Raw genomic sequence first — 25,479 nt, forward strand, 5'->3', positions numbered from 1 at the left:
CATCATGCAGTATCAGTTCAAATTCGAAAAGATTCTTTCACTGAAAGCAAAAGAAAAAGATGAAGCCCAGACAGTATACCAGGAAACGGTCAAAAGGTTTGAGGACGCAGCAGAACATTTGTACAGCCTCCTGAAAAAAAAGGAAGACCTTGAGTCCTATCAGGCGGAGAGGCTGAACACAGGACTTCCTATCCAGGAAATAAGGCATCATCAGCATTTTGTTGGAAATATTGAAAAAACAATCGACCATTATCAAAAAATGGTAATCAACGCCCGCAACCACATGAATTATCAGCAGGCGCAGCTAATGGAAAAAAATATTGAAGTGAAAAAATATCAAAGAATAAAAGAAAACCACCATCTTCAATTTCTTGCTGAGGAAAAATACGAAGAAGGAAGGCTGATGGATGAAATCTCGATTCAGCAATATATGAACCGGGAAGTTAGGTGAGACAATGAGTAAAATATCGGAAGAAAAAGAGCCAGCTGGCGATAGCAGAGTGCAATGGATCATGTTCGTTATAGTTATTCCTGCCTTGTTTGCAGTCACATTTGCTTTGGTTATCCTAAATTTCGCCGGAATCAATGTCTTTGAAAGCGCAAGAGAAATAGGCGCGAAAATTCCGGGTGTATCACGGCTTATTCAGCCAAGCGAGACGGCTTCCATGAAAAAAGCCGAAAAACACATCGTTGGCCTTGAAGCTGAAATCAAGAACAAGGAAGCCAAAGTGGAACAGCTGCAGTCCAAGATGGATAACAAGAACAAGGAAGCTGAGCGACTCAAACTTGAGAAGCAGCAGCTAGAGGAACAAATTGACGAGCTTGCAGCGATCCAGACTGAAAACAAGCGCGCGTTTAAGGACATCGTCCGGACGTACGAGACAATGTCTCCCAAGAGTGCAGCGCCTATCCTTGCAAAAATGGAAAGCGACGAGGCGTTAAAAATTCTAACTAATATCAAGCCTGATACCCTTTCGGCAATCATGGAAAAAATGTCCCCGGAAGAGGCAGCAAAATATACAGAGCTTTTAACAAACGAAGGCGATAACAGCAGGCAAGATTAGAGGATTACACTGGAGAGATTTATTCTTCGATAATTGTCCAGCGCCTTGTGGACTTCACCCACCTCATTATGATGGAGCACAGGACGTGCGCGCCCTTAGCGTTATAGGTCCAAAAATCGAATCGCTAACGCTTTTCGTGTTTCCTTTATCTCAGTCATTAAAAGGCGAGGCGACTGTCCAGCCCAGACAAGCATAAGATGGACTGCGGAGTGACGCAGGTTGCCACAGAGCAGTACAGCTTATGACCTCGAGGGGCTTGGATCCGCAGCTGGATTCGGGTGGCTCCAGTTCATACGGCGCTAAACAGGCCCTTACGCTTTTATTAAAAGGAGGTGAGTAAATGGAGATTGGTACGCTTGGCGGTGTGAACGCATACGCCCAGACTAAAAGTGAAATTTCGTCTGGAAACACGACTGGGAAGTTTTCACTTCTTTTTGCCTCCTTAACAGCTTCAGGGGCAGGGAATGCAGAGAAAGCTGATAGTAGCTTGTCTAGCGAGAGTGAAAAAGTCGATTTGCCCGGATTGATTGATTATCTTAATAATCCTGATTTATTGGAAATGGAAGATGGTTTCAAGCTCGCGGACATAGCTCTTTCCGGCAGCGGGAAAAATCTTTTGGAGACAGCTTTAGCAATGATGAATCTGACGCCTGCCAGTATAGAAGGGTTGAAAGAGACGAATGAAGCGGGAGAACCTGGAGTGAAGAAGGAATTGACGGATGAAGAGATTGAAGCAGCCCTTGCAGCGTTTCTTTCAACCCTCATTAGAATGGATGACAAACAGTTCCAGGTAGCTCTTGATAAGACAGGAGTAGCCGCAGTAAAAGCTATAAAACTATTTGATTTGCTTTCCGGGTATAAGGATTGCTACGCAAAAGATGGCAAAAAGCTTGATGAAACACTAGAACAGCTTACAGAAAAGCTTACTGGCTTGCTAGAGAACCGAGGTAGTTCAAGAATGGATATGTTACAGCAAAAATTCTCCCAAGCTGCTTTCAGCATCAACCAGGCCGCACAAAAAAATAGCATCAGTCAGGAACATGCATCTGGGCTGAACAAAAGCGATGGGATCAGCGGAGAAGAGAACAAAATTATTTCTCCCATGACTTTTATATCCAGACCTGAACAACTAACCTTGCTCCAAAACGGTTCAGGAAAGCCTGTGACAGCAGACCAGCTGATCAGGCAATTCGAATCCATACTTTCAAGGTCGAAGTTCTCAAATATAAATGGTGTCCAAAAACTAGCCCTTAAGCTCTTTCCGGAACATCTGGGAAGCATCAGAATCGAAATTATCCAGAAAGAACACGGATTGATTGCCCGAATTTTCACAACGACTCAGACAGCTAAAGAATCGCTTGATGCAAACTTGAATGGTTTACGGAGCGCTTTCTCTTCACAGAACCTTCAAATAGACAAGCTGGAAATAACAAATCCGGAAACACAGCAAGAACGCTCATTCAGCCGGGATTCCCGTCAGGAAAGAGAGGACAGGGAACAGGATGGCGCTAAAAAAGATGAGGCGGATAAGGAACCAGCAAGGACATTTGAGAATGTGCTTGTGAATACGGAAGTGTAGGAGGCAAAAGTCAATGCCCAATACGATTGATTCTGAATATATGCTGTCTTCTCTGCCTAAACAGAGGAAGACAGGGGGAAATACACTGGGAAAAGATGAATTTTTAAATCTATTGATGACCCAGCTTCAAAACCAGGACCCTATGAATCCGATGCAGGACAAAGAGTTTATTGCCCAGATGGCTACTTTTTCGTCACTGGAACAAATGACAAATATTGCGTCTTCGATGGAAATGCTCTTGCAGTCACAAGAACAGAACAAGCTGATTGCCTATACCGAGTTTGTCGGGAAAGAAGTGACCTGGCATAAAATCGAAGAAGGTGAGGAAGGCGAAGCTCCAGTAGTGACGGAGGGAACAGGTAAAGTAGCTAGAGTCGAATTCACGGGAGAAAATGTGGTGTTTGTTCTTGATGACGGTACAAAGCTTGAACCTGCCAATATCTCTGAAATCCATAAAGAAACAGCTGACAACCAAATTATGCAGGCAAGCATGCTCATTGGCCGGACCGTAACCTATCTTGACGAAGACAAAACAGAAAAATCTGCTTTGGTGAAATCTGTTACCTTCAAAAATGGCAAGACAGAATTCGTGCTCGGAAATGAAGCGCAAACAACAATCAATTCTTCCCAAATATTAAAAATCGAATAAAGGATGTGGCAGGATGGATAAACCCGTTTTTCGCCCCATTCATCAGCTGCCGGTCATCGGCGGGAGAAACAGCCCTGTAAAGACGGTGGGCTCATCAGGGAAATTTTCGCAGCATCTGCTTTCTGCGTTGGATTCCCCAGGAAAACTGGTGCTGAGCAAACATGCAGAAGAGCGCCTCAGGCAGAGGGGAATAAGTATTAGTCCGGAGCGTTGGCAGAGGATCGAAGATAAAGTCAACCAGGCAAGGGATATGGGAATCAAAGACTCGCTTGTTTTGCTAAAGGATGCAGCGCTCATTGTCAGTGCCAAGAATAATAAAGTGATCACTGCGATGAACCGACAGGAAGCAGGGGAACAAATTTTTACAGATATCAACGGTACAATCATTCTGGAATCTTAGGAAATATGGCTGGACCGGAGACGGAGGCCAGGGCTGCGGACCGATCGAAGCAGTCCACATAAAAGGAGGAAAAAAAACATGCTTCGTTCAATGTACTCAGGAATCAGCGGAATGAAAAACTTCCAGACAAAGCTGGATGTCATCGGAAATAATATTGCAAACGTCAATACATACGGATTTAAAAAGGGAAGGGTCACATTTAAAGATACGGTAAGCCAGACAATTTCCGGGGCATCTGCACCGACCGGAGCCGGAGGCGTTAACGCCAAACAAGTTGGTCTTGGCTCTCAACTGGCAACGATCGATACGATTGATTCTCCGGGAAGTGCCCAGACTACCGGTCGAGTTCTCGATCTCGCTATCCAGGGAGACGGATACTTGATGGTCCAAAGAGATGGAAATACTTATTATACTAGGGCTGGTAACCTTTACCTGGATAATGGCGGCAACCTTGTTACAAGCTCAGGGGATTTCGTACTGGATAAAAACGGTGATGAAATCAAAATTAACGCTGGGGACATTACAAAGGTAAAAAGCCTAAGCATAGCCAATGATGGTTCGATCAATTACATTGTGGACGGAAGCACTGACATCGTGAACGCGGGACCGATTGGAATTGCTCGTTTCAACAATAACGGCGGGCTTGAAAAGATTGGAGACAATCTTTACACAGAAAGCGTCAACTCTGGGGCACCAACTAAACTCCAGCCAGGGCAATCAGGTGCAGGTACGCTCGTTTCCGGCCAGCTGGAAATGTCAAACGTTGACTTATCTGAGGAATTCACGGAAATGATAGTTGCGCAACGCGGATTCCAGGCTAATACAAGAATTATCACAACCTCAGATGAAATACTGCAAGAGCTTGTCAACCTGAAACGATAGACTAGGAGAGGAGCGGGGTGTGTGAAGTGCTCCTGCCTTAGGGCTGGAGCACTGTTAAAAACCCTAATGAATGCTGTGATTGAACTTACTAGACTAAATGGGAAGCAGTTTCGGCTCAATGCTTTATACATTGAAATTGTCGAATCCTTTCCGGATACAACCATTACACTTGGCAATGGCCATAAATATTTGGTGAAAGAAACAGAGGAAGAGGTTTGCAGCTTGATAGCTGGATTCTTCCGGTCTGTGGGCATTACAGGCACTAAATTGCTGGAGGAAATGAGAGATGAAGAATAACAATCTAGGTAAGCTGATGGCTATCATTCTTGTTGCCATCGTACTAGCCGCAGGTGCGGCCGCTTTCGTTGTATTGAAGGTGAACGGGGAAGAGGAAAGCAAGGGACCATCCATTGATGAAGTGCTTGAGGCTTCAGTCGATGTGCCCGAAATCACAACAAATCTGGCAACAGATGACTTTATCCGGATTTCTTTCAAGATCCAGACAGACAGCAAGGACGCGAAGGAAGAATTGGAAAAGCGTGATTTCCAAGTGAGGAACATCATCATTCAGGAACTTTCTGAAAAAAAATCTGAAGACCTTCAAAGCAGCAGCGGAAAGGCAGCGCTTGAAGGAAACCTTAAAGATAAGATTAACACGCTGATGCAGGAAGGAAAAATCGTCAGGGTTTATATAACCGGTTCGCTCCTCCAATAGCATGGCATAACTACAGACGCATCAGTATATGGAGGTGAGTTCATTGTCCGGGGAAGTTTTATCGCAAAACGAGATCGATGCATTATTGTCCGCACTATCCACCGGGGAAATGGATGCGGAAGAATTAAAAAAAGAACAATCGGAGAAAAGGGTTAAATCCTACGATTTTAGGCGGGCGCTAAGGTTTTCCAAAGATCAGATGCGCAGCCTAACAAGAATCCATGAAAATTTTGCCCGCCTTCTCACTACATTCTTTTCGGCCCAACTAAGGACTTATATCCAGATCACCGTGGCCTCTGCCGATCAGATACCATATGAGGAATTTATCCGCTCCATCCCTAAAATGACAGTTCTTAATGTGTATGAAGTACCCCCTCTTGACGGAAGAATTCTGATGGAGGTCAACCCTAATGTGGCATATGCCATGATGGACCGATTGCTTGGGGGCACAGGCACCAGCCACAACAAAATTGAAAGCCTGACTGAAATCGAAACGAAAATTATGAGTTCCATGTTTGAACGCGCTTTTGAAAATTTCCGGGAAGCATGGGCCACTATTGAAGATATAGATCCTCAGTTGTCAGAATTTGAAGTGAATCCACAGTTTTTGCAGATGGTATCTCCAAATGAGACGGTGGTTGTCATTTCTCTGAATATCACAATTGGTGAAGCAAGCGGAATGATTAATATTTGTATTCCGCATGTTGTTCTTGAGCCTATCATTCCAAAGCTGTCTGTCAGGTACTGGATGCAGGCAGACAAAAAAGAAAGTCTTTCGGCTGAAAACCACCTTATCCAGAAAGAAATCCAGAAAGCGGAAGTGGCTGTAACAGCAGAGCTTGGAACCTCGGAAATATCTGTTCAGGACTTTCTTATGCTTAACGCAGGGGATGTCATCGAACTAAACCAGCCAATAAACCAGCCGCTTACAATCCTTGTTGGCGGAATCCCTAAATTTGTCGGACAGCCAGGAAAGATGAACAAAAAATTAGCCATTCAAGTATTGGATACTTTGAAGGGGGGAGACGATGATGGTGAGCGATGATATGCTCTCTCAAGATGAAATTGATGCTTTGCTCCGCGGAAGCGAAGAGGAAGTGGAAGATACAATTAATATAGAAGAATACTTATCCTTTATGGAACAGGATGCACTAGGTGAAATTGGGAATATCAGTTTTGGAAGTTCTGCAACAGCTCTCTCAACCTTGTTGAGCCAGAAAGTGGAAATTACGACTCCTACCGTTTCGGTTGTTCAACGAGAGAGACTAGCGGAGGCATTTCCGGATCCGTATGTTGCGGTCCAAGTTCATTATACGGAAGGTTTCTCCGGAACGAATATGCTTGTTATCCAGCAGAGGGATGCAGCAATTATTGCTGATCTGATGCTCGGGGGAGATGGTCTGAATCCGAGGGAATTAATCGATGATATCCAGTTAAGCGCAGTCCAGGAAGCAATGAATCAAATGATGGGGTCTGCCGCGACTTCGATGTCAACCGTTTTCAGCAAGCGTGTCGATATCTCACCTCCAGCAATCAATCTTTTGAACGTTCAGGAAGGAGAAGGGACAGAGAGCATTCCTGAACAAGATGTACTTGTTAAGGTTTCTTTTTCGCTGAAAGTTGGTAGCTTGATAGATTCAAGCATTATGCAGCTATTCCCGATTGACTTTGCGCGCAGCCTGATCAATGAGTTGTTCAATCCGGAAGAGAATGAAGGAAGTGCGCCTCAGGCAGAAAACACAAAGAAAGCTGAACCAGTTAGGGAGACACCGCCCAAAATGCCGGAACACCATGTTGAGGCAGTATATCAGGCAGAACCATTACGGCAAAGCAGCGCACCACAGGCCCAACCTGCACCGCGGGAAGGCCACCAGCATTTGGGGAGTTCATTTTCCCAGCTGGAACAGCCTCAAGTTCAGCCGGCGGTCTTTTCAAGCTTTGACACATTCCAGGCACAGCCAGCGGAAACCAAGAATCTTGAAATGCTGCTTGACATACCGCTTCAGGTCACTGTTGAACTAGGGAGAACAAAGAGATCTGTCCGCGAAATCCTTGAACTGTCAGGGGGATCGATTATAGAGCTTGATAAACTTGCCGGTGAGCAGGTTGATATCCTTGTCAACAATAGGTTAATTGCAAAAGGTGAGGTCGTAGTGATTGACGAGAACTTTGGCGTCCGGGTTTCCGATATTATCAGCCAAAGCGACAGGATTAAAAAATTAAGATAAGTAAAGGGGAATTTTGTATAATGGCATATAAAATATTGGTCGTGGACGACGCAGCATTCATGAGGATGATGATAAAGGATATTTTGACAAAGAACGGCTTTGAAGTAGTTGCAGAGGCTGCAGACGGAGCCCAGGCAATCGAAAAATACAAGGAATTTCAGCCCGACCTTGTCACGATGGATATAACAATGCCGGAAATGGATGGAATCAACTCTTTGAAAGAGATTAGGAAAATAAATCCAAATGCCAAAGTCATTATGTGCTCGGCCATGGGGCAGCAGGCAATGGTAATCGATGCTATTCAGGCAGGAGCAAAGGACTTTATTGTGAAGCCTTTTCAATCAGACCGGGTCATCGAAGCTATTTCAAAAACATTGGCGTAGAAAGAGGAAGGCAGAGGGTGTGGATTTTGTTAAAAAGACTGCAAGCATTTCTCGCCGCCGCATGTATCCTTGCTGTGCTGCTCGGTTCGCCTGCTATGACGGGCGCAGAGCAGCTTAACAGCGTAAAAGACTGTCTTGACAATAAGGCAGGCTGCGGTGAAGTGAAGGAAAAAGAAGCGAAGCAAGATAAAGATGGAAAACCTGAAGCAAAAGTAGGGGTCACAATATGGGACTTCATTCGAATGATCCTTGCCACGGCGTTTGTAGTTGGCCTGCTTTATTTATTGCTTAAATATATCAATAAAAGAAGCATGACATACAAGCGGTCCCAGCTAGTCGAAAACCTCGGAGGAACAAGCCTTGGGACAAACCGCTCCATTCAGGTTGTCAAAGCGGGAAACCGCCTACTGGTTGTAGGTGTGGGTGAAAATATACAGCTGCTCAAAGAAATTGACGATCCAGAGGAGTTCCGTCAGATCATCGAGGAGCATAACAACAAACTTGAACAGCTTATCCAGCCAAGCGATATTGTGACAAAGTTGCTGAAAAGAACGAACAGCACAGAGAACAGCGGGAAACAGGAAGGGACTCATTTCTCTGCCATGCTGAAGATGCAGCTTGAAGAAGCGGCGAAAGGCAGGAAGAAGCTGTACGAAGAGATTGGGAAGAAAGGAAAAGAAGGAAATGAATGAATTCATGGAGTTTTTTAACAGCTCAGATCCTGCCAATGTATCTACATCGGTTAAACTGATGCTCCTTCTGACCGTTCTCTCGGTAGCACCAAGTATCCTTATCTTAATGACCTGCTTTACGAGAATAGTCATTGTTCTTTCCTTTGTCAGAACGGCGCTTGCCACCCAGCAAATGCCGCCGAATCAAGTGATTGTGGGCTTATCCTTATTTTTGACTTTCTTTGTCATGGCCCCTACTTTTCAAGAAGTAAACGAACAGGCGCTGACTCCGCTTTTTAATGAGAAAATTAATTTAGAGCAGGCGTATGAAAAGGCATCCATCCCTTTCAAGGAATTCATGAGCGCGCACACAAGACAGAAAGATCTCGCGTTGTTCCTTGAATACTCGAAAGCAGACAAGCCAGAGTCTATTAAGGACATTCCGTTGACTTCGCTTGTGCCGGCGTTTGCGATCAGTGAACTTAAGACTGCTTTTCAGATTGGTTTCATGATTTTCATTCCCTTTTTGGTCATCGACATGGTGGTAGCTAGTGTTCTAATGTCAATGGGGATGATGATGCTGCCTCCAGTCATGATTTCACTGCCTTTTAAAATCCTGCTGTTCGTGCTTGTAGACGGCTGGTACCTTGTTGTCAAGTCGCTACTACAAAGCTTTTAAGATAGGTGATGAAATATGACTAGCGAGGCGGTCGTCTCAATTGCAGAGCAAGGAATTTATACGGTATTGGTGGTATGCGGTCCGCTGCTTGCTATTGCCCTAGTGGTCGGCCTCATTGTGAGCATTTTCCAGGCAACAACACAAATCCAGGAGCAGACGCTTGCTTTTGTTCCGAAAATAGTAGCTGTCCTTATTGGAATTGTTTTCTTCGGACCATGGATGCTCAGCCATATGTTGACATATGCCAATGATATATTTTCAAATCTTAATAGGTTTGTAGGCTGATTGCATGCTGGATCTTCTGCCGCAATTCCCTGCATTCCTGCTTATTTTTACAAGAGTTACATCCTTTTTTCTCATGATGCCTTTGTTTTCGTACAGGTCAATTCCTGCTCAGCATAAAGTCGGGCTTGGATTCTTCCTCGCCCTGATCATGTTTACAGCCATTGATCCCCCAGCCCTTGAAATAAATGGCGCATATTTTCTTTTAGTAATCAAAGAGGTGCTGGTAGGGTTGATGATTGGCTTCGCTGCTGCAATGATCCTTTCGGCCATCCAGATTGCCGGGGGTTTAATTGACTTTCAAATGGGTTTCGCCATAGCGAATGTCATCGACCCGCAAAGCGGGACGCAAAGTCCTTTGACTGGCCAATATTTGTACACAATCGCACTCTTGTTTCTGTTATCTGTGAATGGTCACCATATGCTGCTTGATGGTATTTATCATAGTTATGATTTTGTGCCAATTGACCAAGCGTGGATTCCGTTTGGAAATGAAAATGTGGCAGAGTTTTTGATTCAAAGTTTTAACTCCATGTTCGCTACAGCGTTTCAAATGTCGATTCCTGTTGTCGGGAGCCTGTTTCTTGTCGATGTTGCCCTGGGGATTGTAGCCAGGACAGTGCCGCAACTAAATGTATTCGTTGTTGGGATGCCGGTCAAAACAGGTGTAAGCTTCATCGTGCTGATTGCAGTGATGGGTGCCATGATGATGGTTGTCCAAAGACTTTTCAGCGATATGTTTACGACGATGCGAGTCCTGATGGAGCTGATTGGGGGTTCTTAAATGAAATTGCTTCTTTCGCTTGACCTTCAGATGTTTGCCGGGGAAAAAACCGAAAAGGCAACCCCAAAGAAGAAACAGGATTCACGAAAAAAAGGACAGGTAGCGAAGAGCCAAGATTTAAATACAAGTGTCGGGCTGCTAGCAATTTTCTTGTTTCTTTTGTTTTTTGGCGGCAATATGGTCGTGCACCTGCTGGATATCCTTAGACATTCATTTGGAGAGTACATGTTAATGGACTTAACCGAAAACAATGTCAAGAAAATCATGGTTGAAGTGCTCTATGATTTAGGGCTGTTTACAGGCCCGGTTTTGCTTGTAGCGCTTTTGGCCGGGCTTGCTGCAAATTACGCACAGGTGGGCATTTTGTTCTCAGCTGAAGCGATTCAGATGAAACTTGAAAAAATAAATCCAATCAGCGGGTTCAAACGGATTTTTTCCATTAGGTCCCTTGTCGAGATGCTGAAATCGATTCTGAAAATATCCTTTATTGGATTTATCGCCTTCACTGTTCTTTGGGGAGGGATGGATGAGGTTCTCAGGCTCACGAATAAGCCTGCTGGGAGTGCGCTTGCGGTGATTGGCGCTTTGACGGTGAAGATGGGCCTATTTGCATCCGGCGCTTTATTGTTTTTGTCACTGCTAGATTATATGTACCAAAGATATGATTTCGAAAAGAGTATTAGGATGAGCAAACAGGATATGAAGGATGAGTATAAAAACTCTGAAGGCGATCCGCTCATCAAATCAAAAATCAAACAGAGACAGCGGGAAATGGCGATGCGGAGAATGATGCAGGAAGTGCCGAAAGCGGATGTTGTCATTACCAATCCAACTCATTATGCCATTGCGCTCAGGTATGACGAATTGAAAGGGGATGCCCCTGTTGTCGTCGCAAAAGGTGTCGACTTTGTTGCACAGAAAATCAAGCTTATTGCAAAGGAAAATGAGGTTGCGATGGTAGAAAACCGGCCTCTTGCCAGGGCCCTCCATAGCCAGCTTGAAATTGGGGACAGCATACCAGAGGAGTTTTTTAAAGCAGTTGCGGAAATTCTTGCATACGTGTACAAAACGAAGAACAAAGTTCTTTAGCTGTACCGTCCCCGCAGTTGAATGAAATATTTTTTTAATGCAGTTAGGAGAGAAAGATTATGTCCGGAAAAGACCTGACCGTCGTGTTGAGTGTCATTTTGATCGTTGCCATGCTGATTATCCCGTTTCCATCTTGGCTGCTAAGCATTTTGATCATGATGAATATTTCACTTGCCCTTTTGGTCCTGCTAAATTCCATGAATATGACGGAACCGCTTCAATTTTCAGTCTTTCCTTCACTGCTGCTATTGATGACACTGTTCCGCCTTGGGCTCAATGTATCTACTACACGTTCTATTCTTTCAAAAGGAGAAGCTGGCGGTGTAGTTGAAACATTCGGTACCTTTGTTGTTGGCGGAAACGTCGTTGTCGGAATGGTTGTGTTCCTTATTCTGATTATCATTCAGTTTATCGTTATCACAAAAGGTTCTGAGCGTGTATCAGAAGTGGCAGCAAGATTTACCCTTGATGCGATGCCTGGTAAACAAATGAGCATTGATGCGGACTTAAACGCCGGAATGATTTCGGAACAGGAAGCGCGTTTGAGACGGGAAAAAGTCAGCGGGGAAGCGGATTTTTATGGTGCGATGGACGGTGCGAGTAAATTCGTAAAAGGGGACGCGATTGCTGGGATCATCATCGTAATGATTAACTTGATTTTCGGAATTGTCATCGGAATGATGCAGCAGGACCTCGGATTTAGCGAAGCTGCTAATCGATACGCACTCCTGACAGTCGGTGATGGAATTGTTAGCCAGATACCGGCACTGTTAATCTCTACGGCGACAGGGATTGTCGTCACCCGCGCAGCATCGGAAGGCAATCTTGGAACAGATATAACCACGCAGCTAATGGCATACCCAAAAATGTTATATGTAGCGGGCGGCACTATATTCCTGTTAGGGATTTTCACTCCTATTTCGGATATCCTTACCATTCCGATTGCCCTGCTTCTGGCCACAGGAGGATATATGTTCTCCAAGGTTCCTGAACCTGACAGAACGGAGCTTCAGGAAATGGAGGAAGAGATTCAGATGGATGAAATGAAGAGTCCGGAAAGCGTTGTTAACCTATTGAATGTCGACCCGATAGAATTTGAGTTCGGCTATGGGCTGATTCCGCTTGCGGATGCCAACCAGGGTGGTGACCTGCTTGACAGGATTGTCATGATTAGACGGCAGCTTGCCATCGAACTTGGACTTGTTATACCAGTTGTCAGGATTCGTGACAACATCCAGCTGGAACCTAATGAATACCGCTTGAAAGTAAAAGGAAATGAACTTGCTCGGGGACAACTGCTCCTTGACCACTACCTGGCGATGAGCCCGGGTGTTGAGGATGAATCAATTGAAGGAATCGATACAGTTGAACCATCATTCGGCCTTCCTGCTAAATGGATCACAGAAGAGATGAAGGAACAGGCGGAGATTTTTGGCTACACTGTCGTGGATCCTCCATCTGTTGTCTCTACCCATATAACTGAAGTAATTAAGGCCAATGCACATGATCTGCTCGGCAGGCAGGAGACAAAGCAGTTAATAGATCACTTGAAGGAAAGCTATCCAATTCTTGTGGAGGAAGTTACTCCTGCGCCGCTTTCGGTAGGGGAGGTGCAGAAGGTCCTCGCGAAGCTGCTAAAAGAGAATGTATCCATCAGGAATTTGCCTGTCATTTTTGAAACGCTTGCCGATTTTGGGAAAATCTCATCTGATACAGATGTACTGGCTGAATATGTGCGCCAGGCACTGGCTCGTCAAATTACGGCACAGTACTCCAGCGGCGGAGATTCACTTAAGGTAGTCACACTTTCCGGGAAAGTCGAGAAGGTGCTCGCCGATGGAGTTCAACAGACGGAGCATGGCAATTATCTGTCGATTGAGCCAGCCGTTTCTCAGCAAATACTAGAATCCATAGCTTCGCAGGCTGAGCAGCTGTCAGTGATGGAGCAAAGCCCGATTGTGTTGTGCTCGCCTGCAGTCAGGATGTATGTGCGGCAGTTGACTGAACGGTATTTTCCGCATATGCCGATTCTCTCGTATAACGAATTGGAAGCAAATGTTGAAGTCCAAAGCGTCGGGGTGGTGACAATCTAATGAAAATAAAAAAATTCACGGCACCAACTATGCCCGAAGCGATGAAGCTTGTTAGGGACGAATTGGGAAAGGATGCGGTCATCCTGAATTCCCGCGTCCTCCAGTCCGAAAGTTTTCTTGGCTTTTTTAAGAAAAGAAGGATAGAAGTCCTTGCTGCTGTCGACCCATCAGAGGAAGAAGTCCAAAAACCTGCAATGAAGGTAAAAGTCATTCCTCCTGCCATTCGCGGTAACGGGTCAGCAAACAAGCAGCAAAGCTTAATAGAACACAGCCAACCCAAGGAAATGGAATGCGTAATCGAAAGAGAACCTGCTACCAAGACGGCAGAAGGACTAAAAAGCTTGTTGAACAATCGCCCTCCCGCTGCACTTGATGGGGTTTCCCTTTACCCTGGACCGATTCAAGAAGCTGCAAAGCTGCTGGAAGACCAGGAGGTATGTGAAAGTGTCCAAAGGGAAATCCTTTCAATTTTATTAGAGGAGTGGTACCGCGACACTTCGGATCGATCGGGACTGGAAATGAAGGAGCTTCTCAGTAGGGAAATAGAAAAGAGATTATCGAAAAAACAGTTTGGAGGCGTTTCCTTTACCAAGAAGTTCATTAACGTTGCAGGTCCTACTGGTGTCGGCAAAACGACTACGCTTGCGAAAATCGCGGCAGACTGCGTCCTGAACCATAAAAAAAGGGTCGCCTTTATCACTACCGACACATACAGAATCGCAGCAATCGAACAGCTAAAGACATACGCAGCCATCCTTGAAGTACCGCTCGAGGTTTGCTACAGCATTGATGATTATAAAAAGGCAGCTGAAAAGTTCAAGGACTTTGATGTGGTATTCGTCGACACAGCCGGCCGGAATTTCCGGAACAAAAAGTATGTGGAAGACTTGAAGCATACTGTGGACTTTGAAGCTGATACTGAAACCTTTCTTGTCCTTTCTTTGACATCGAAAGAGCGGGATATGGAAGAAATATGTGCCCAATTCTCCAGTATTCCAATTGATAAATTTATTTTTACAAAAGCAGATGAAACCTCCGTTTTTGGTTCCATTATCAATATGGCTGAGAAGTTTCCATTCGGAGTTGCCTATGTTACGAATGGACAGGACGTTCCAGATGACCTTATTGAGGCTTCACCTAAGAAGCTTGCCGATTTAATAGCCAAAGCTGGTGAAATCCATGGACCAAGCTGAAAGGCTGAGAAGCAGACTTAAGGAACAAGACAGCCTGAAATCCGCAAAGACCATTGCCGTCGTGAGCGGGAAGGGTGGTGTGGGTAAGTCGAATTTCTCTCTTAATTTCTCTATCTCGCTTGCCAAAAAAGGCCACAGGGTGTTGCTTTTTGACCTTGACATCGGGATGGGAAATATCGAGATTCTGCTGGGAAGTTCTTCACCGCTTTCTTTTGCTGATTACCTGACAGGGAATGCTTCCCTTTTTGACCTGATTGTTCCGTCGGAAACAGGTATTGATTATATTTCGGGAGGAACAGGCTTCAGCAGAATTATCTCAATGGACAGTGCCAGCGCTAGCAGGTTCGTAGGCGATTTGGGAAAAGTGCTTGACGGATATGATTTTGCTATCTTTGATATGGGGGCTGGAATGAGTGAACAATATCTTGCCATTATCCTTGCGGTGAATGAAATCATCGCAATCACCGCTCCTGAACCTACAGCCATGATGGACGCGTATGCGGCCATTAAGTATATCCATCATTCCAACAGCGAAATGCTGTTCCACCTTGTTGTAAACCGGGTCAGAAGCCAGCGGGAAGGCGAAGAAACACTAGGTAGGATTGAGCAGGTACTTCTTCGCTTCTTGGGAAAGCAGCCTGTAAAGCTCGGCATGCTTCCTGACGATCCTCTCGTTCCTCAGGCAGTGAAACGGCAGGTGCCATTTTCGGTCCTTTATCCGAAGGCCCCTGCATCGCGGGCACTAAAACTAATGGTTTCACGGTATGAAACAAGCTCCAATAATTATGAGGACAGGAAGGAAACAGGTGGTTTTGCATCCAGACTAAAGCGTTTTTTATTTGAAAGGGAGGGGTCGGCATGGACAAAATAAAAGTCTTGATCGTAGACGATTCAGCATTCATGAGAAAACTCATCACTGACTTCCTTTCAGAACATCCTGTTCTTGAAGTTGCGGGAACAGCGCGTAACGGTGAAGAAGCGCTGCGGAAGTTGCAGGAGCTGCAACCTGATGTGGTGACTCTTGATGTCGAGATGCCTTCCATGAACGGGATTGAAGTATTGAGAAAAATTATGTCCAGCAGGCCTGTGCCAGTGGTTATGCTATCCAGCACAACGAAGGCGGGAGCTGAAAATACCCTTCAGGCAATGCAGTATGGTGCAGTCGATTTCATAACAAAGCCTTCAGGCTCCATATCACTGGATTTGCACAAAGTGAAGCAGGAACTCATTGACAAAGTCATCTCGGCAAGCAAAGCAAACATCGACAAGGTTTATTCAGACGAAAAGCATACCGAACCAGACAGCAGCCATCTGTCAGAAAAACGGCTCAAAACTAATTTTAAGAAACCAAACGAAGCACCGTTTCACCCCAAATGGGAGGAACGGAGAAAAAAACTGGTGTGCATCGGAACTTCTACCGGAGGCCCGCGGGCCCTGCAGCAAGTCCTGACTAGGCTTCCAAAAGAAATATCTGCACCTGTCCTTGTAGTCCAGCACATGCCTCCAGGTTTTACAAAATCGCTTGCAGACAGGCTGAACATGTTAAGCAACATTACGGTGAAAGAGGCGGAAGACGGAGAAATCCTCCAGAAAGGCACAGCCTATATAGCGCCAGGAGGATATCATCTTGAGGTAAGGGCGGTCGGTGCAAGCCTTGCTACAAGCCTTACAACCACGGATGCCCGCAATGGCCACAGGCCTTCTGTCGATGTGCTTTTTGAGTCAGTAGGCAGAATAGAGAATTTTTCAAAGGTCGCTGTCATCATGACTGGAATGGGATCGGATGGAGCGTTGGGGCTAGCTGCAATGAAAAAGCAAGGAAGCGTGAAGGCAATAGCCGAATCAAGTGAATCGTGCATTGTTTTCGGAATGCCCAAAGCTGCGATATCAACGAATCTGGTTGATGATATCAAAGAAGTGGACGAGATTGCGGCAGCAATCATGCATTATATTTAAGCCTGGGGGTGACATGCTTTGGAATTAAATCAGTATTTGGAAGTATTTATCGAAGAGAGCAAAGAGCATCTTCAATCATGTAATGATCATTTACTTGAACTTGAAAAGAACCCTGACAATTTATCCATCGTGAATGAGATATTCAGGTCTGCCCATACATTGAAAGGGATGTCGGCAACGATGGGATATGAGGATCTGGCGAGCCTGACACATAAAATGGAGAATGTTCTCGATGCAATCCGTAATGGACGGATTGCTGTTGTACCTGAAATACTCGATGTTGTATTTCTTGCTGTTGACCACCTTGAAGAGATGGTCCAGTCAATCGCTTCTGGAGGAGACGGAAAAAGAGATGTATCTGATGCTGTTGCCAAACTGCAATTGATTGAGCAAGGCGAAACCACTCTTTCTGGAAATGCGGAGAAAAAAAACAGCTTGCCTGCCGCAAGTGAGGCGGAACAGGCTGCTTACAACGATTTTGATGAATTTGAACTGACAGTGATCCGCCAATCGAAAGAGCAAGGCTTTGGCGCATACCAGGCAACTGTAGCTTTAAGGGAAGACTGTCTTCTCAAAGCTGCCAGAGTGTACATGATATTCGAAGTTCTTGAGAAAAGCGGAGAAGTCATTAAAGCCTCTCCTCCTGTTGAACAGCTTGAAGAAGAGAATTTCGATCATGAATTCACAGTCGTTATCCTCTCAAAGGAAAGTCCTGAAGAGATCATGGCGAAAATTATGAAGGTGGCAGAAGTTGAAAGTGCCGTCGTGAACGAAATCCTCCTCTTAGAGGAAAGTACCGCAGAGGACAGACAGAATCAGCCTGATCAAGATTCCGTTACTGAAACGCTTGTCAACGAGCAGACAGCTTCTCCGCAGCAGGATGAAAAAAGAAGTGAGAAAAAACAAAACCACGCCAACAAGACAATCAGGGTCAATATCGAAAGGCTTGATATCCTCATGAACTTGTTTGAAGAGCTGGTTATAGACAGGGGAAGACTTGAACAAATTTCCCGTGAGCTTAATAACAGCGAGCTGCATGAAACGGTTGAACGAATGTCACGGGTTTCCGGCGACTTGCAAAGCATTATCCTTAATATGAGGATGGTGCCTGTAGAGACGGTATTTAACAGATTTCCACGGATGATCCGACAGCTTGCCAGGGATTTAGATAAAAAAATCAGGCTTGACATTATCGGGGCGGAGACGGAGCTCGACCGAACCGTCATTGATGAAATCGGAGATCCGCTAGTCCACCTGCTTCGCAACTCGGTTGATCATGGAGTTGAAAAACCCGAAGAACGAAGGAGGAAAGGGAAGTCCGAAGAGGGCACAGTCATCCTTAGAGCTTACCACAGCGGAAATCATGTCTTCATTGAAATAGAAGATGACGGAGCAGGGATAAGCAAAGAAAAAGTGTTGGAGAAAGCAATCAGCAAAGGGATCATCACATCCCAGGCTGCAGAAGGATTCTCGGACAGGCAAGTCTATGAATTAATTCTGTCGTCGGGTTTCTCCACTGCTGAAGTAATCTCGGATATATCTGGACGAGGCGTTGGTCTTGATGTCGTAAAAAATACGATAGAGTCGCTTGGTGGTTCAATCGCCATTGATTCGAAGGAAAATGAAGGGACTATTTTTTCGATACAGCTGCCATTAACCCTTTCGATCATCTCGGTTATGCTGGTAGAAATCGAAAAAGAGAAATATGCGATACCTCTCACTTCAATCATAGAAACTGCCATCGTGAAAAGCGGGGATATCCTAAATGCCCATAACCAGAAGGTGATTGACTTCAGAGGGAAAGTCGTTCCGCTCCTGTTCTTGAAAGAGATATTCGAAGTACCGGCAGACGGCGAAAAAGACGAGCAGTTCCACTCAGTCATCATTGTCAGAAAGGGAGACAAAATGGCTGGTCTGGTTGTGGATTCCTTTATCGGCCAGCAGGAAGTAGTACTGAAGGGGCTTGGCAATTTTCTTAACAATGTGTTTGCCATTTCCGGAGCCACCATACTTGGCGATGGAAAAGTTGCGCTGATTGTTGATTGCAATGCCCTCATCAAATAGATACAAAAAAGATGAAAAAGCCAGCATAGCTGAATAACGGAGAGGTGTGATTCAGGATGACTGAAGCCTTATTGCCAGATGTAAAGTTTATTGTCTTCCAATTGACTGATAAAGAATATGCCATACCAGTCAGTGAAGTAAAATCGATTGAAAAAGTACAGCATATTACACGGGTTCCGCATGCGTTGCCATTCGTACAAGGGGTCATCAACCTGCGTGGTGTCGTCACACCCATTATTGATTTAAGGAAGCGTTTTGGCCTTGAAGTGAAAGACTATGATGATACCACCCGGATAATCATTGTAGCCGCTGAAGATAAAGAAGTGGGGCTGATTGTCGATGCAGCCAACGATGTAATCGACCTTTCGGCTGATTCAATCGAACCGCCTCCCGAGATTGTCGGCAGCCATGCCGCTGATTATATTAGCGGAGTTGCCAAGCTGGATAACAGGCTGCTTGTTTTAATCGACCTTGAAAATATACTTGGCGAGGGCGAAAACTAAAAAGTGAAAAGGATAAGGATGATTCCATGTCATTTTTAACCCGGATATCAGATATCCATCTTGATATATTGAAAGAAATCGGAAATATCGGGGCAGGCCATGCAGCGACATCGCTCTCGACCATGCTGAAAAGAAAGATTGATATGAAAGTTCCTAGTGTGAGAATTGTTTCTTTTGATGAAATGATGGAAATGGCGGGGGGATCCGAAAGCCTTGTTGCTGGCGTATTCCTGAGGATTGAAGGGGACGCCCCGGGAAGCATGTTTTTCTTGCTTCCAATTGAGCAAGCAGAGAAGTATATTCAGCAGCTCCTGGGCGACAGCACAATATCATTTAGAAATCCGCCATACGATGAACTGGGATTATCAGTTTTGCAGGAATTGGGAAATATCCTATCAGGCTCTTACTTGACGTCTCTTTCGGATTTCACGCATTTATCCTTGCTTCCTTCAGTCCCAGGGCTTGGAATTGACATGGCAGGAGCCGTGCTTAGCTATGGGCTTATGGAAATATCGCAGGCTGGCGATTATGCCATTGTAATAGATACAGTGCTTAATGAGGAAGAAGCCTCTGTTTCAACGAGAGTAAAAGGACACTTCTATCTTCTTCCGGATCCTGACTCATTTGCTGTTATTTTTAAGTCACTTGGGGTAGAAACAAATGAATAGCACTTTTGAGATTGTGAAGGTCGGAATTGCCGATATGAATATTGTAAAAGCCCCTAACCTGATCCGTACAACCGGGCTGGGGTCCTGTGTCGGACTGGTGCTGTACGATCAGGTAAGGAGAATTGCGGGGATGGTCCATGTCATGTTGCCCTCATCGTCCCTTTCCAAAAGCGGGCCAGTCAATGTGGCGAAATTTGCGGATACCGCGGTCCCGCAGCTCGCAGCCAAACTTGTTCAAAAAGGAGCAAGGGTCCCGGCGCTAAAAGCAAAGCTGGCAGGAGGCGCGCAAATGTTTCAATTCTCAGGGGGCAGCGACTTGATGAGAATTGGCCCAAGAAATGTGGAAGCGGTTCTGGAACAATTGAAGATACTCAGGATACCGGTTGTTGCCGAGGATGTAGGCGGAAACAGCGGGAGGACCATTGAATTTAATGCGGATACATGCATCCTGCAAATCAGGACGGTCAATAAAGGAACGAACGAAATCTGACCAGATGTTTTTCCGCCCAGTCCTCCTCCTGCAGACCGGCCTAGCCCCGAGTTTTCGCCTATCGCGTATTTTTGGGTGACTGATTAATGAAATAAGGGGGATGAGGATGGGACAGACATCAGTTTGCGATGAACAGGAGATTTGGGAAAAGTGGATACAATCCCGTGACCGGGAAGCAGCAAATCTATTAATAAAAAAATATATGCAGCTCGTTTCCTACCATGTGCAGAGAATTTCAGCTACCCTCCCTAAAAGTGTTTCAAGGGGCGATTTGAAAAGCCTTGGTATGATGGGTTTGTACGATGCGCTCGAAAAATTTGACCATAAAAGGGATTTGAAATTTGATACGTACGCATCATTCAGAATCCGCGGAGCCATCCTCGATGGCCTGCGGAAAGAGGACTGGCTGCCAAGAAGTACACGAGAAAAGGCGAAAAGGATTGAAGCAGCGGCAGAAAAGCTGGAGCAGCAGTATATGCGGAATGTAACTGCTGAAGAGATTGCCGCAGTGGTTGGTTTGGAAACCGAAGAGATTGTCACAACAGTAAATGAGCACTTTTTTGCAAATGTCCTTTCCATTGATGAACAATCGAATGAAGATGAACGCGAAGGACAGTCTTTTTCCATTAAGGATAACAAGACGGCTACTCCTGAAGAAAGCCTTGTAAAAGGTGAGATGCTACAAGAAATGGCTGCACTGATTTCACAGCTAAACGAAAAAGAACAGCTTGTATTGAGTTTGTTTTACCGCGAAGAGCTGACACTGACCGAAATCGGCCAGGTCATGAGCCTTTCCACATCACGAATATCACAGATTCATTCCAAGGCTCTGTTCAAGCTTCGAAAACTGCTTGAAAAAGCATAAGGAACTGGGGATGAGCATGGACAAATCAGTTAAAGTCACTGTATCCAAAGACGGGCATACTGCCAGCATTAGTATAGCCCCCATGCAGGATGGGCAGGTCATTTCACGCAGAGTGATTGAAGAGCTCTTAAAAGAAGAGAAAATTGTTTATGGAATAAAATATGATGTACTGGAAGAGATAGTGAAAGACGCAGGCGCTGCGGCTTTTCAGATCAAAGTGGCAGAGGGCGTCAGGCCGGTGAATGGCCGGGACGCCTATTTGCGCAGCGAAGTTAAAACAGCCGCAAAGGAAAAGGACGAGAAACTGAACTTCCGTGATGTGTTAAATATTCCATCCGTCAGAATGGGGCAGGCGCTGGCAACGATAGTTCCGGCCGAAAAGGGCAAGGATGGAATCGATGTAGCGGGGCGGCCGATTCCGGCAAAACAAGGAAAGCCACTAAGAGTTAGGCCAGGGAAAAATGTTGCCGAGAAAAACGGAAAGTTTTATTCACTGATCGACGGCAAAGTAAGCATCACGCATAAGTCAATTTCTGTAAATCCGGTGTATGAGGTCAGGGGAGATCTTGATCTAAGAACAGGAAATATTGATTTCCCAGGGAGCATCCAAATAAAAGGAGACGTCCCGGCGGGCTACGAGTTAATCGCAGGCGGGGATATTATTATTTTGGGTACGGTTGAAGGAGCAAATTTAAAAGCTGGTGGCAGCGTAATCGTTTCAGGAGGCGTTGCTTCAGGACATAAAGGAAGAATTGAAGCAGAGGGAAATGTGCAGGCGGCGTACCTGAATCAGGCTGATGTGGCCGCAGGCGGAAATATCCTTATCAAAACCTCAATTCTGAATAGCCAGACAGTAGCTGGCGGTAATATCGATTGTAGCCGAGGCACTGTGATTGGAGGCATGCTGGCAGCTGGAAAGAATGTTTACGTGAAGGAACTGGGTAGCCACCTCTTTGCAAAGACAGATGCAGCAGCCGGATGGGATCCAGTCTTAATCAAGGAAGAACGCGAGCTTAACGAGACCCTTCAGGCAAAAAGGGAAAGCTTAAGAAAACTTGAAGAAATTGAAGTGAAGATTTCCTCGCTGGCGAAGCATACTAGAAGGCTCTCGGTACAGCAGATGGAAATGCTTGAGAAGCAGAAACGGACAAAGGTTGGGATCCAGCGAGAAATTTACAGGCATGAGGACAGGCTGTTGGCCATTGAAATCGAAAGGCGCGAACAGTCTATCGCGAAAGTGTGTATCTATGGAAGCATTTATCCAAATGTAAAACTTCATTTTGGCAAATATACATGTACAACCTCCAATACCTTGCATAATGTCCACTTTGGGCTGTCAGGGAATGAAATAAGATTCCACCAGATCGAAGAGAGCGTAAAAGACAGGAAGTGAAGAGATGAGCCTGAAATCCATTGAGATGCAGGTTGCACTTCCAAGGACGCATGAAGCCGGTAAAATACAAGAGCAAATAAAGCAGCAGAGTCTTATTCAGCAGGATAATGCATCACAGAACGTCCTTAAGGAAGATGAGAAAAAGAGGAAAACCGTTTTTAAGCAGGAGCAAAAAGGGGAAGCGAAACTAGCGGGGGATGGTTCCTGCAGCAAAGATGAAAGAAGGCAGGGGCAAGGAGACAGACGGGACGGAGAAGAAAAGAAAGGCCCAGTCTCTGAGCACCATCCGTACAAAGGAAAAATCATCGATTACAGCGGATAAGGAGGACCTAATGACGATCATTTTACTGCTCATCTCCCTTATGCTTAATGCGGGGTGTATATTTGCCATCATTCTTTTATATACGAGGCAGAATAGGCTACTTGAATTGGAGCAGAAGCAAAAAAAAATCATTCATGAGATCGAGGAAGTCTTTTCTGGGTACCTTCTCGAGCTTAAAGAAGAAAATGAAACATTCATTAAGCGTATGCAGAGAGCTGATGTTAATGGACAATTTCAGGAAGCTATGCAGGAAAACATGCAACAGTTGCAGGATGCCGATAGCTCAATGGAAACAAGGCATGAAGCACCAGTCATACATAAACCACACGTCAGTTTTAAGAAAGTGCAGACGGCCTATTCCAATTCCGGTCAAGGAAACACACCTGCTGATAGTGGCAAGCCAGTGTTGGAAAATGAACTGCTGACAGATAGGGTCGTCCGGTTAAAAACAGAGGGCCACACAGCCGAAGAGATTGCAAAAATGCTTGATAAAGGAAAAACAGAAATCGAACTAATGCTTAAATTCCAGAAAAAATGACAGTTTGGCTTGATTGCCATCCCTACATATGCTATATTATTTCATGGTGTTATTACACACGCCCGCGGATTTCGGCGGATGGTGCTGTTTAGACAGTTTCCGCCCTAAGATGATGCGGACGGAGGAAAACAAACCATTAGGAGGAAAAAAACATGTCAGTCATTTCTATGAAGCAATTGCTTGAAGCTGGTGTACACTTCGGTCACCAGACACGCCGTTGGAACCCTAAGATGAAAAAATACATTTTCACTGAGCGTAACGGCATCTACATCATTGACCTTCAAAAGACAGTCAAGAAGGTAGAAGAAGCTTATAACTGGGTCAAAAACCTTGCTGGCGAAGGCGGCACAGTCCTTTTCGTTGGAACAAAGAAGCAAGCGCAAGACTCTGTTAAAGAAGAAGCAACTCGTTCCGGTATGTACTTTGTGAACCAGCGCTGGCTTGGTGGCACATTGACAAACTTTGAAACAATTCAAAAGCGTATTTCACGTCTGAAGAAGATTGAAAAAATGGAAGAAGACGGCACATTCGAAGTCCTTCCTAAAAAAGAAGTTGTCCAATTGAAGAAAGAACAAGAACGCCTGGAGAAATTCCTCGGCGGAATCAAAAACATGAAGAAGCTTCCAGATGCTCTTTTCATCATCGATCCACGCAAAGAACGCATTGCGGTAGCTGAAGCTCGCAAACTGAACATTCCAATCGTTGGAATTGTTGATACAAACTGTGATCCGGATGAAATTGATGTAATCATTCCTGCAAACGATGATGCAATCCGTGCTGTTAAGCTTTTGACAGGCAAAATGGCGGATGCTATCCTTGAAGCTAAACAAGGCGAAGAGATTGCCGAAACTCCAGTTGCGGAAGTTGAAGCTTAATTTCTAAAATTGGGTTGGAATGGGAAAGGTGATATAGGGTATCCTTTATCACCTTTTTTTAAGCTTAGAATGTGTTGTTTTCTATAAATGTGTAAAAATAGTAATGGTACATACCCATTTATTACAAGGAGGAAGATCGTAATGGCAATTACTGCACAAATGGTTAAGGAACTTCGTGAAAAAACAGGAGCCGGCATGATGGATTGCAAAAAGGCCCTTCAAGAAACAGAAGGAGACATGGAAAAAGCAATTGATTTCCTTCGCGAAAAAGGAATCGCAAAAGCTGCCAAAAAAGGCGACAGAATTGCTGCTGAAGGACTTACATCTGTTGTCGTAGAGGGCAATGAAGCAGTTATTCTTGAAGTGAACTCAGAAACAGACTTCGTAGCTAAAAACGAAGGCTTCCAATTGCTTGTTAAAGAATTGGCTGCACACTTGCTGAAGAACAAGCCTGCAACAGTTGAAGAAGCTGCAGGACAAACAATGGACAACGGTGCAACTGTTGAATCGCACATCAATACTTCAATTGCAAAAATCGGTGAAAAGCTGTCTCTTCGCCGTTTTGAAATCAAAACAAAAAACGATGGAGACGCTTTCGGTGCATACCTGCACATGGGCGGAAGAATCGGTGTTTTGTCTGTGCTTGAAGGAACAACCGACGAAGCAGCTGCAAAAGATGTTTCCATGCATATTGCTGCACTTAACCCTAAATATATTTCCCGTGACGAAGTTTCTGCTGATGAAGTAGAGCGTGAGCGCCAAGTGCTCACACAGCAAGCGCTTAACGAAGGCAAGCCAGAAAAGATCGTTGCGAAAATGGTTGAAGGCCGCCTTGGCAAGTACTTCGAAGACGTATGTCTTCTTGACCAGTCTTTCGTTAAAAACCCTGACCAAAAAGTCCGCCAGTTTGTAGAATCAAAAGGTGGCACAGTACGTGAATTTGTACGCTTCGAAGTAGGAGAAGGAATCGAGAAGCGTGAAGATAACTTCGCTGAAGAAGTAATGAGCCAAGTAAATAAAAAATAATAACGACTTTCATGTCATCGCAGGGAACACTTCGTGTTCCCTGTTTTTGGAAAGAACTTTAATGAGTTCAGCTCTTTCTAGGAGGAAT

General features: G+C 45.0%; 30 protein-coding genes. All 30 read left to right on the forward strand.

Features of this window, described 5'->3' with window-relative positions:
• Nucleotides 1–4 precede the first annotated feature (4 nt).
• The 30 genes from fliJ (at nucleotide 5) to tsf (ending at nucleotide 25,391) form a co-directional block, all read left to right on the forward strand.
• Nucleotides 5–451 carry a flagellar export protein FliJ gene (gene fliJ, locus D1970_RS03945; protein WP_119111565.1) on the forward strand — a complete coding sequence of 149 codons (447 nt, stop codon included), beginning with the start codon at nucleotides 5–7 and terminating at the stop codon, nucleotides 449–451.
• Between the two features lie 4 nt (nucleotides 452–455).
• Entirely contained in the window at nucleotides 456–1,064 is a 609-nt protein-coding gene (locus D1970_RS03950) for a MotE family protein (protein WP_119111566.1), read from the forward strand.
• Nucleotides 1,065–1,404: 340 nt separating this feature from the next.
• Complete coding sequence (locus D1970_RS03955; RefSeq protein ID WP_119111567.1) at nucleotides 1,405–2,643, forward strand: flagellar hook-length control protein FliK; 1,239 nt, start codon at nucleotides 1,405–1,407, stop codon at nucleotides 2,641–2,643.
• Nucleotides 2,644–2,656: 13 nt separating this feature from the next.
• Nucleotides 2,657–3,292, forward strand: a complete 636-nt coding sequence (flgD, locus tag D1970_RS03960) for a flagellar hook assembly protein FlgD (RefSeq protein WP_119111568.1) — start codon at nucleotides 2,657–2,659, stop codon at nucleotides 3,290–3,292.
• A gap of 13 nt (nucleotides 3,293–3,305) precedes the next feature.
• Nucleotides 3,306–3,692 carry a TIGR02530 family flagellar biosynthesis protein gene (locus D1970_RS03965; protein WP_119111569.1) on the forward strand — a complete coding sequence of 129 codons (387 nt, stop codon included), beginning with the start codon at nucleotides 3,306–3,308 and terminating at the stop codon, nucleotides 3,690–3,692.
• Between the two features lie 78 nt (nucleotides 3,693–3,770).
• Nucleotides 3,771–4,574 (forward strand): flagellar basal body rod protein FlgG, encoded by an 804-nt coding sequence (flgG, locus tag D1970_RS03970; protein ID WP_119111570.1) that lies wholly within the window; start codon nucleotides 3,771–3,773, stop codon nucleotides 4,572–4,574.
• 75 nt (nucleotides 4,575–4,649) lie between these two features.
• Nucleotides 4,650–4,871: a flagellar FlbD family protein gene (locus D1970_RS03975; protein ID WP_119111717.1), complete on the forward strand. Its 222-nt coding sequence runs from the start codon at nucleotides 4,650–4,652 to the stop codon at nucleotides 4,869–4,871.
• The gene (fliL, locus tag D1970_RS03980) at nucleotides 4,861–5,289 is read left to right on the forward strand and encodes a flagellar basal body-associated protein FliL (RefSeq protein ID WP_119111571.1); all 429 of its coding nucleotides are present in this window, start codon (nucleotides 4,861–4,863) and stop codon (nucleotides 5,287–5,289) included. Before D1970_RS03975 ends, fliL begins: the two co-directional genes overlap by 11 nt.
• A 43-nt stretch (nucleotides 5,290–5,332) precedes the next feature.
• Nucleotides 5,333–6,334, forward strand: a complete 1,002-nt coding sequence (fliM, locus tag D1970_RS03985) for a flagellar motor switch protein FliM (protein WP_119111572.1) — start codon at nucleotides 5,333–5,335, stop codon at nucleotides 6,332–6,334.
• A complete protein-coding gene (gene fliY, locus D1970_RS03990; protein ID WP_119111718.1) occupies nucleotides 6,321–7,517 on the forward strand; it encodes a flagellar motor switch phosphatase FliY in 1,197 nt (398 codons plus the stop codon). Before fliM ends, fliY begins: the two co-directional genes overlap by 14 nt.
• Nucleotides 7,518–7,537: 20 nt before the next feature.
• Nucleotides 7,538–7,900, forward strand: coding sequence for a response regulator (locus D1970_RS03995; RefSeq protein WP_119111573.1), 363 nt, complete (start codon nucleotides 7,538–7,540; stop codon nucleotides 7,898–7,900).
• Between the two features lie 17 nt (nucleotides 7,901–7,917).
• Nucleotides 7,918–8,592 (forward strand): flagellar biosynthetic protein FliO, encoded by a 675-nt coding sequence (locus D1970_RS04000; RefSeq protein WP_259339547.1) that lies wholly within the window; start codon nucleotides 7,918–7,920, stop codon nucleotides 8,590–8,592.
• On the forward strand, nucleotides 8,585–9,250 hold the full coding sequence (fliP, locus tag D1970_RS04005) for a flagellar type III secretion system pore protein FliP (protein WP_119111574.1): 666 nt from the start codon (nucleotides 8,585–8,587) through the stop codon (nucleotides 9,248–9,250). Before D1970_RS04000 ends, fliP begins: the two co-directional genes overlap by 8 nt.
• Nucleotides 9,251–9,265: 15 nt before the next feature.
• A complete protein-coding gene (fliQ, locus tag D1970_RS04010; RefSeq protein WP_119111575.1) occupies nucleotides 9,266–9,535 on the forward strand; it encodes a flagellar biosynthesis protein FliQ in 270 nt (89 codons plus the stop codon).
• 4 nt (nucleotides 9,536–9,539) lie between these two features.
• The gene (fliR, locus tag D1970_RS04015) at nucleotides 9,540–10,316 is read left to right on the forward strand and encodes a flagellar biosynthetic protein FliR (RefSeq protein ID WP_119111576.1); all 777 of its coding nucleotides are present in this window, start codon (nucleotides 9,540–9,542) and stop codon (nucleotides 10,314–10,316) included.
• Complete coding sequence (gene flhB / locus D1970_RS04020; RefSeq protein ID WP_119111577.1) at nucleotides 10,317–11,405, forward strand: flagellar biosynthesis protein FlhB; 1,089 nt, start codon at nucleotides 10,317–10,319, stop codon at nucleotides 11,403–11,405.
• 59 nt (nucleotides 11,406–11,464) lie between these two features.
• Nucleotides 11,465–13,498 (forward strand): flagellar biosynthesis protein FlhA, encoded by a 2,034-nt coding sequence (flhA, locus tag D1970_RS04025; RefSeq protein WP_119111578.1) that lies wholly within the window; start codon nucleotides 11,465–11,467, stop codon nucleotides 13,496–13,498.
• Entirely contained in the window at nucleotides 13,498–14,691 is a 1,194-nt protein-coding gene (gene flhF / locus D1970_RS04030) for a flagellar biosynthesis GTPase FlhF (RefSeq protein WP_119111579.1), read from the forward strand. Before flhA ends, flhF begins: the two co-directional genes overlap by 1 nt.
• Nucleotides 14,678–15,562 carry a MinD/ParA family protein gene (locus D1970_RS04035; RefSeq protein ID WP_119111580.1) on the forward strand — a complete coding sequence of 295 codons (885 nt, stop codon included), beginning with the start codon at nucleotides 14,678–14,680 and terminating at the stop codon, nucleotides 15,560–15,562. The genes flhF and D1970_RS04035 overlap by 14 nt, the downstream gene beginning before the upstream one ends.
• Nucleotides 15,550–16,647 carry a protein-glutamate methylesterase/protein-glutamine glutaminase gene (locus tag D1970_RS04040; RefSeq protein ID WP_119111581.1) on the forward strand — a complete coding sequence of 366 codons (1,098 nt, stop codon included), beginning with the start codon at nucleotides 15,550–15,552 and terminating at the stop codon, nucleotides 16,645–16,647. The genes D1970_RS04035 and D1970_RS04040 overlap by 13 nt, the downstream gene beginning before the upstream one ends.
• Before the next feature lie 18 nt (nucleotides 16,648–16,665).
• Nucleotides 16,666–18,711: a chemotaxis protein CheA gene (locus D1970_RS04045; protein ID WP_119111582.1), complete on the forward strand. Its 2,046-nt coding sequence runs from the start codon at nucleotides 16,666–16,668 to the stop codon at nucleotides 18,709–18,711.
• A 56-nt stretch (nucleotides 18,712–18,767) separates the two neighbouring features.
• Nucleotides 18,768–19,214 (forward strand): chemotaxis protein CheW, encoded by a 447-nt coding sequence (locus D1970_RS04050; RefSeq protein WP_119111583.1) that lies wholly within the window; start codon nucleotides 18,768–18,770, stop codon nucleotides 19,212–19,214.
• Between the two features lie 26 nt (nucleotides 19,215–19,240).
• On the forward strand, nucleotides 19,241–19,882 hold the full coding sequence (locus D1970_RS04055) for a chemotaxis protein CheC (protein WP_119111584.1): 642 nt from the start codon (nucleotides 19,241–19,243) through the stop codon (nucleotides 19,880–19,882).
• A complete protein-coding gene (locus D1970_RS04060; protein ID WP_119111585.1) occupies nucleotides 19,875–20,372 on the forward strand; it encodes a chemotaxis protein CheD in 498 nt (165 codons plus the stop codon). The genes D1970_RS04055 and D1970_RS04060 overlap by 8 nt, the downstream gene beginning before the upstream one ends.
• 106 nt (nucleotides 20,373–20,478) lie before the next feature.
• Nucleotides 20,479–21,237 (forward strand): FliA/WhiG family RNA polymerase sigma factor, encoded by a 759-nt coding sequence (locus tag D1970_RS04065; protein WP_119111586.1) that lies wholly within the window; start codon nucleotides 20,479–20,481, stop codon nucleotides 21,235–21,237.
• Nucleotides 21,238–21,253: 16 nt separating this feature from the next.
• On the forward strand, nucleotides 21,254–22,630 hold the full coding sequence (locus tag D1970_RS04070) for a flagellar assembly protein A (RefSeq protein ID WP_181213277.1): 1,377 nt from the start codon (nucleotides 21,254–21,256) through the stop codon (nucleotides 22,628–22,630).
• 4 nt (nucleotides 22,631–22,634) lie between these two features.
• Nucleotides 22,635–22,952: a hypothetical protein gene (locus D1970_RS04075; protein WP_119111588.1), complete on the forward strand. Its 318-nt coding sequence runs from the start codon at nucleotides 22,635–22,637 to the stop codon at nucleotides 22,950–22,952.
• Nucleotides 22,953–22,962: 10 nt separating this feature from the next.
• Nucleotides 22,963–23,490, forward strand: a complete 528-nt coding sequence (locus D1970_RS04080) for a hypothetical protein (RefSeq protein WP_119111589.1) — start codon at nucleotides 22,963–22,965, stop codon at nucleotides 23,488–23,490.
• A gap of 152 nt (nucleotides 23,491–23,642) precedes the next feature.
• Complete coding sequence (gene rpsB, locus D1970_RS04085) at nucleotides 23,643–24,365, forward strand: 30S ribosomal protein S2 (protein WP_119111590.1); 723 nt, start codon at nucleotides 23,643–23,645, stop codon at nucleotides 24,363–24,365.
• Nucleotides 24,366–24,506: 141 nt separating this feature from the next.
• A complete protein-coding gene (tsf, locus tag D1970_RS04090) occupies nucleotides 24,507–25,391 on the forward strand; it encodes a translation elongation factor Ts (RefSeq protein ID WP_119111591.1) in 885 nt (294 codons plus the stop codon).
• Nucleotides 25,392–25,479 lie beyond the last annotated feature (88 nt).

Origin of the sequence: Mesobacillus zeae, assembly GCF_003570705.1 — a bacterium.
In the GTDB taxonomy this organism is placed as follows: domain Bacteria; phylum Bacillota; class Bacilli; order Bacillales; family Cytobacillaceae; genus Mesobacillus_C; species Mesobacillus_C zeae.

Excerpts from the sequence above, each read along its gene's own strand:
- fliJ (WP_119111565.1), top strand. The coding sequence starts at position 5 with ATGCAGTATCAGTTCAAATTCGAAAAGATTCTTTCACTGAAAGCAAAA.
- D1970_RS03950 (WP_119111566.1), top strand. The coding sequence starts at position 456 with ATGAGTAAAATATCGGAAGAAAAAGAGCCAGCTGGCGATAGCAGAGTG.
- D1970_RS03955 (WP_119111567.1), top strand. The coding sequence starts at position 1,405 with ATGGAGATTGGTACGCTTGGCGGTGTGAACGCATACGCCCAGACTAAA.
- flgD (WP_119111568.1), top strand. The coding sequence starts at position 2,657 with ATGCCCAATACGATTGATTCTGAATATATGCTGTCTTCTCTGCCTAAA.
- D1970_RS03965 (WP_119111569.1), top strand. The coding sequence starts at position 3,306 with ATGGATAAACCCGTTTTTCGCCCCATTCATCAGCTGCCGGTCATCGGC.
- flgG (WP_119111570.1), top strand. The coding sequence starts at position 3,771 with ATGCTTCGTTCAATGTACTCAGGAATCAGCGGAATGAAAAACTTCCAG.
- fliL (WP_119111571.1), top strand. The coding sequence starts at position 4,861 with ATGAAGAATAACAATCTAGGTAAGCTGATGGCTATCATTCTTGTTGCC.
- fliY (WP_119111718.1), top strand. The coding sequence starts at position 6,321 with ATGGTGAGCGATGATATGCTCTCTCAAGATGAAATTGATGCTTTGCTC.
- D1970_RS03995 (WP_119111573.1), top strand. The coding sequence starts at position 7,538 with ATGGCATATAAAATATTGGTCGTGGACGACGCAGCATTCATGAGGATG.
- fliP (WP_119111574.1), top strand. The coding sequence starts at position 8,585 with ATGAATGAATTCATGGAGTTTTTTAACAGCTCAGATCCTGCCAATGTA.
- fliQ (WP_119111575.1), top strand. The coding sequence starts at position 9,266 with ATGACTAGCGAGGCGGTCGTCTCAATTGCAGAGCAAGGAATTTATACG.
- fliR (WP_119111576.1), top strand. The coding sequence starts at position 9,540 with ATGCTGGATCTTCTGCCGCAATTCCCTGCATTCCTGCTTATTTTTACA.
- flhB (WP_119111577.1), top strand. The coding sequence starts at position 10,317 with ATGAAATTGCTTCTTTCGCTTGACCTTCAGATGTTTGCCGGGGAAAAA.
- flhA (WP_119111578.1), top strand. The coding sequence starts at position 11,465 with ATGTCCGGAAAAGACCTGACCGTCGTGTTGAGTGTCATTTTGATCGTT.
- flhF (WP_119111579.1), top strand. The coding sequence starts at position 13,498 with ATGAAAATAAAAAAATTCACGGCACCAACTATGCCCGAAGCGATGAAG.
- D1970_RS04035 (WP_119111580.1), top strand. The coding sequence starts at position 14,678 with ATGGACCAAGCTGAAAGGCTGAGAAGCAGACTTAAGGAACAAGACAGC.
- D1970_RS04040 (WP_119111581.1), top strand. The coding sequence starts at position 15,550 with ATGGACAAAATAAAAGTCTTGATCGTAGACGATTCAGCATTCATGAGA.
- D1970_RS04050 (WP_119111583.1), top strand. The coding sequence starts at position 18,768 with ATGACTGAAGCCTTATTGCCAGATGTAAAGTTTATTGTCTTCCAATTG.
- D1970_RS04055 (WP_119111584.1), top strand. The coding sequence starts at position 19,241 with ATGTCATTTTTAACCCGGATATCAGATATCCATCTTGATATATTGAAA.
- D1970_RS04060 (WP_119111585.1), top strand. The coding sequence starts at position 19,875 with ATGAATAGCACTTTTGAGATTGTGAAGGTCGGAATTGCCGATATGAAT.
- D1970_RS04065 (WP_119111586.1), top strand. The coding sequence starts at position 20,479 with ATGGGACAGACATCAGTTTGCGATGAACAGGAGATTTGGGAAAAGTGG.
- D1970_RS04070 (WP_181213277.1), top strand. The coding sequence starts at position 21,254 with ATGGACAAATCAGTTAAAGTCACTGTATCCAAAGACGGGCATACTGCC.
- D1970_RS04075 (WP_119111588.1), top strand. The coding sequence starts at position 22,635 with ATGAGCCTGAAATCCATTGAGATGCAGGTTGCACTTCCAAGGACGCAT.
- D1970_RS04080 (WP_119111589.1), top strand. The coding sequence starts at position 22,963 with ATGACGATCATTTTACTGCTCATCTCCCTTATGCTTAATGCGGGGTGT.
- rpsB (WP_119111590.1), top strand. The coding sequence starts at position 23,643 with ATGTCAGTCATTTCTATGAAGCAATTGCTTGAAGCTGGTGTACACTTC.
- tsf (WP_119111591.1), top strand. The coding sequence starts at position 24,507 with ATGGCAATTACTGCACAAATGGTTAAGGAACTTCGTGAAAAAACAGGA.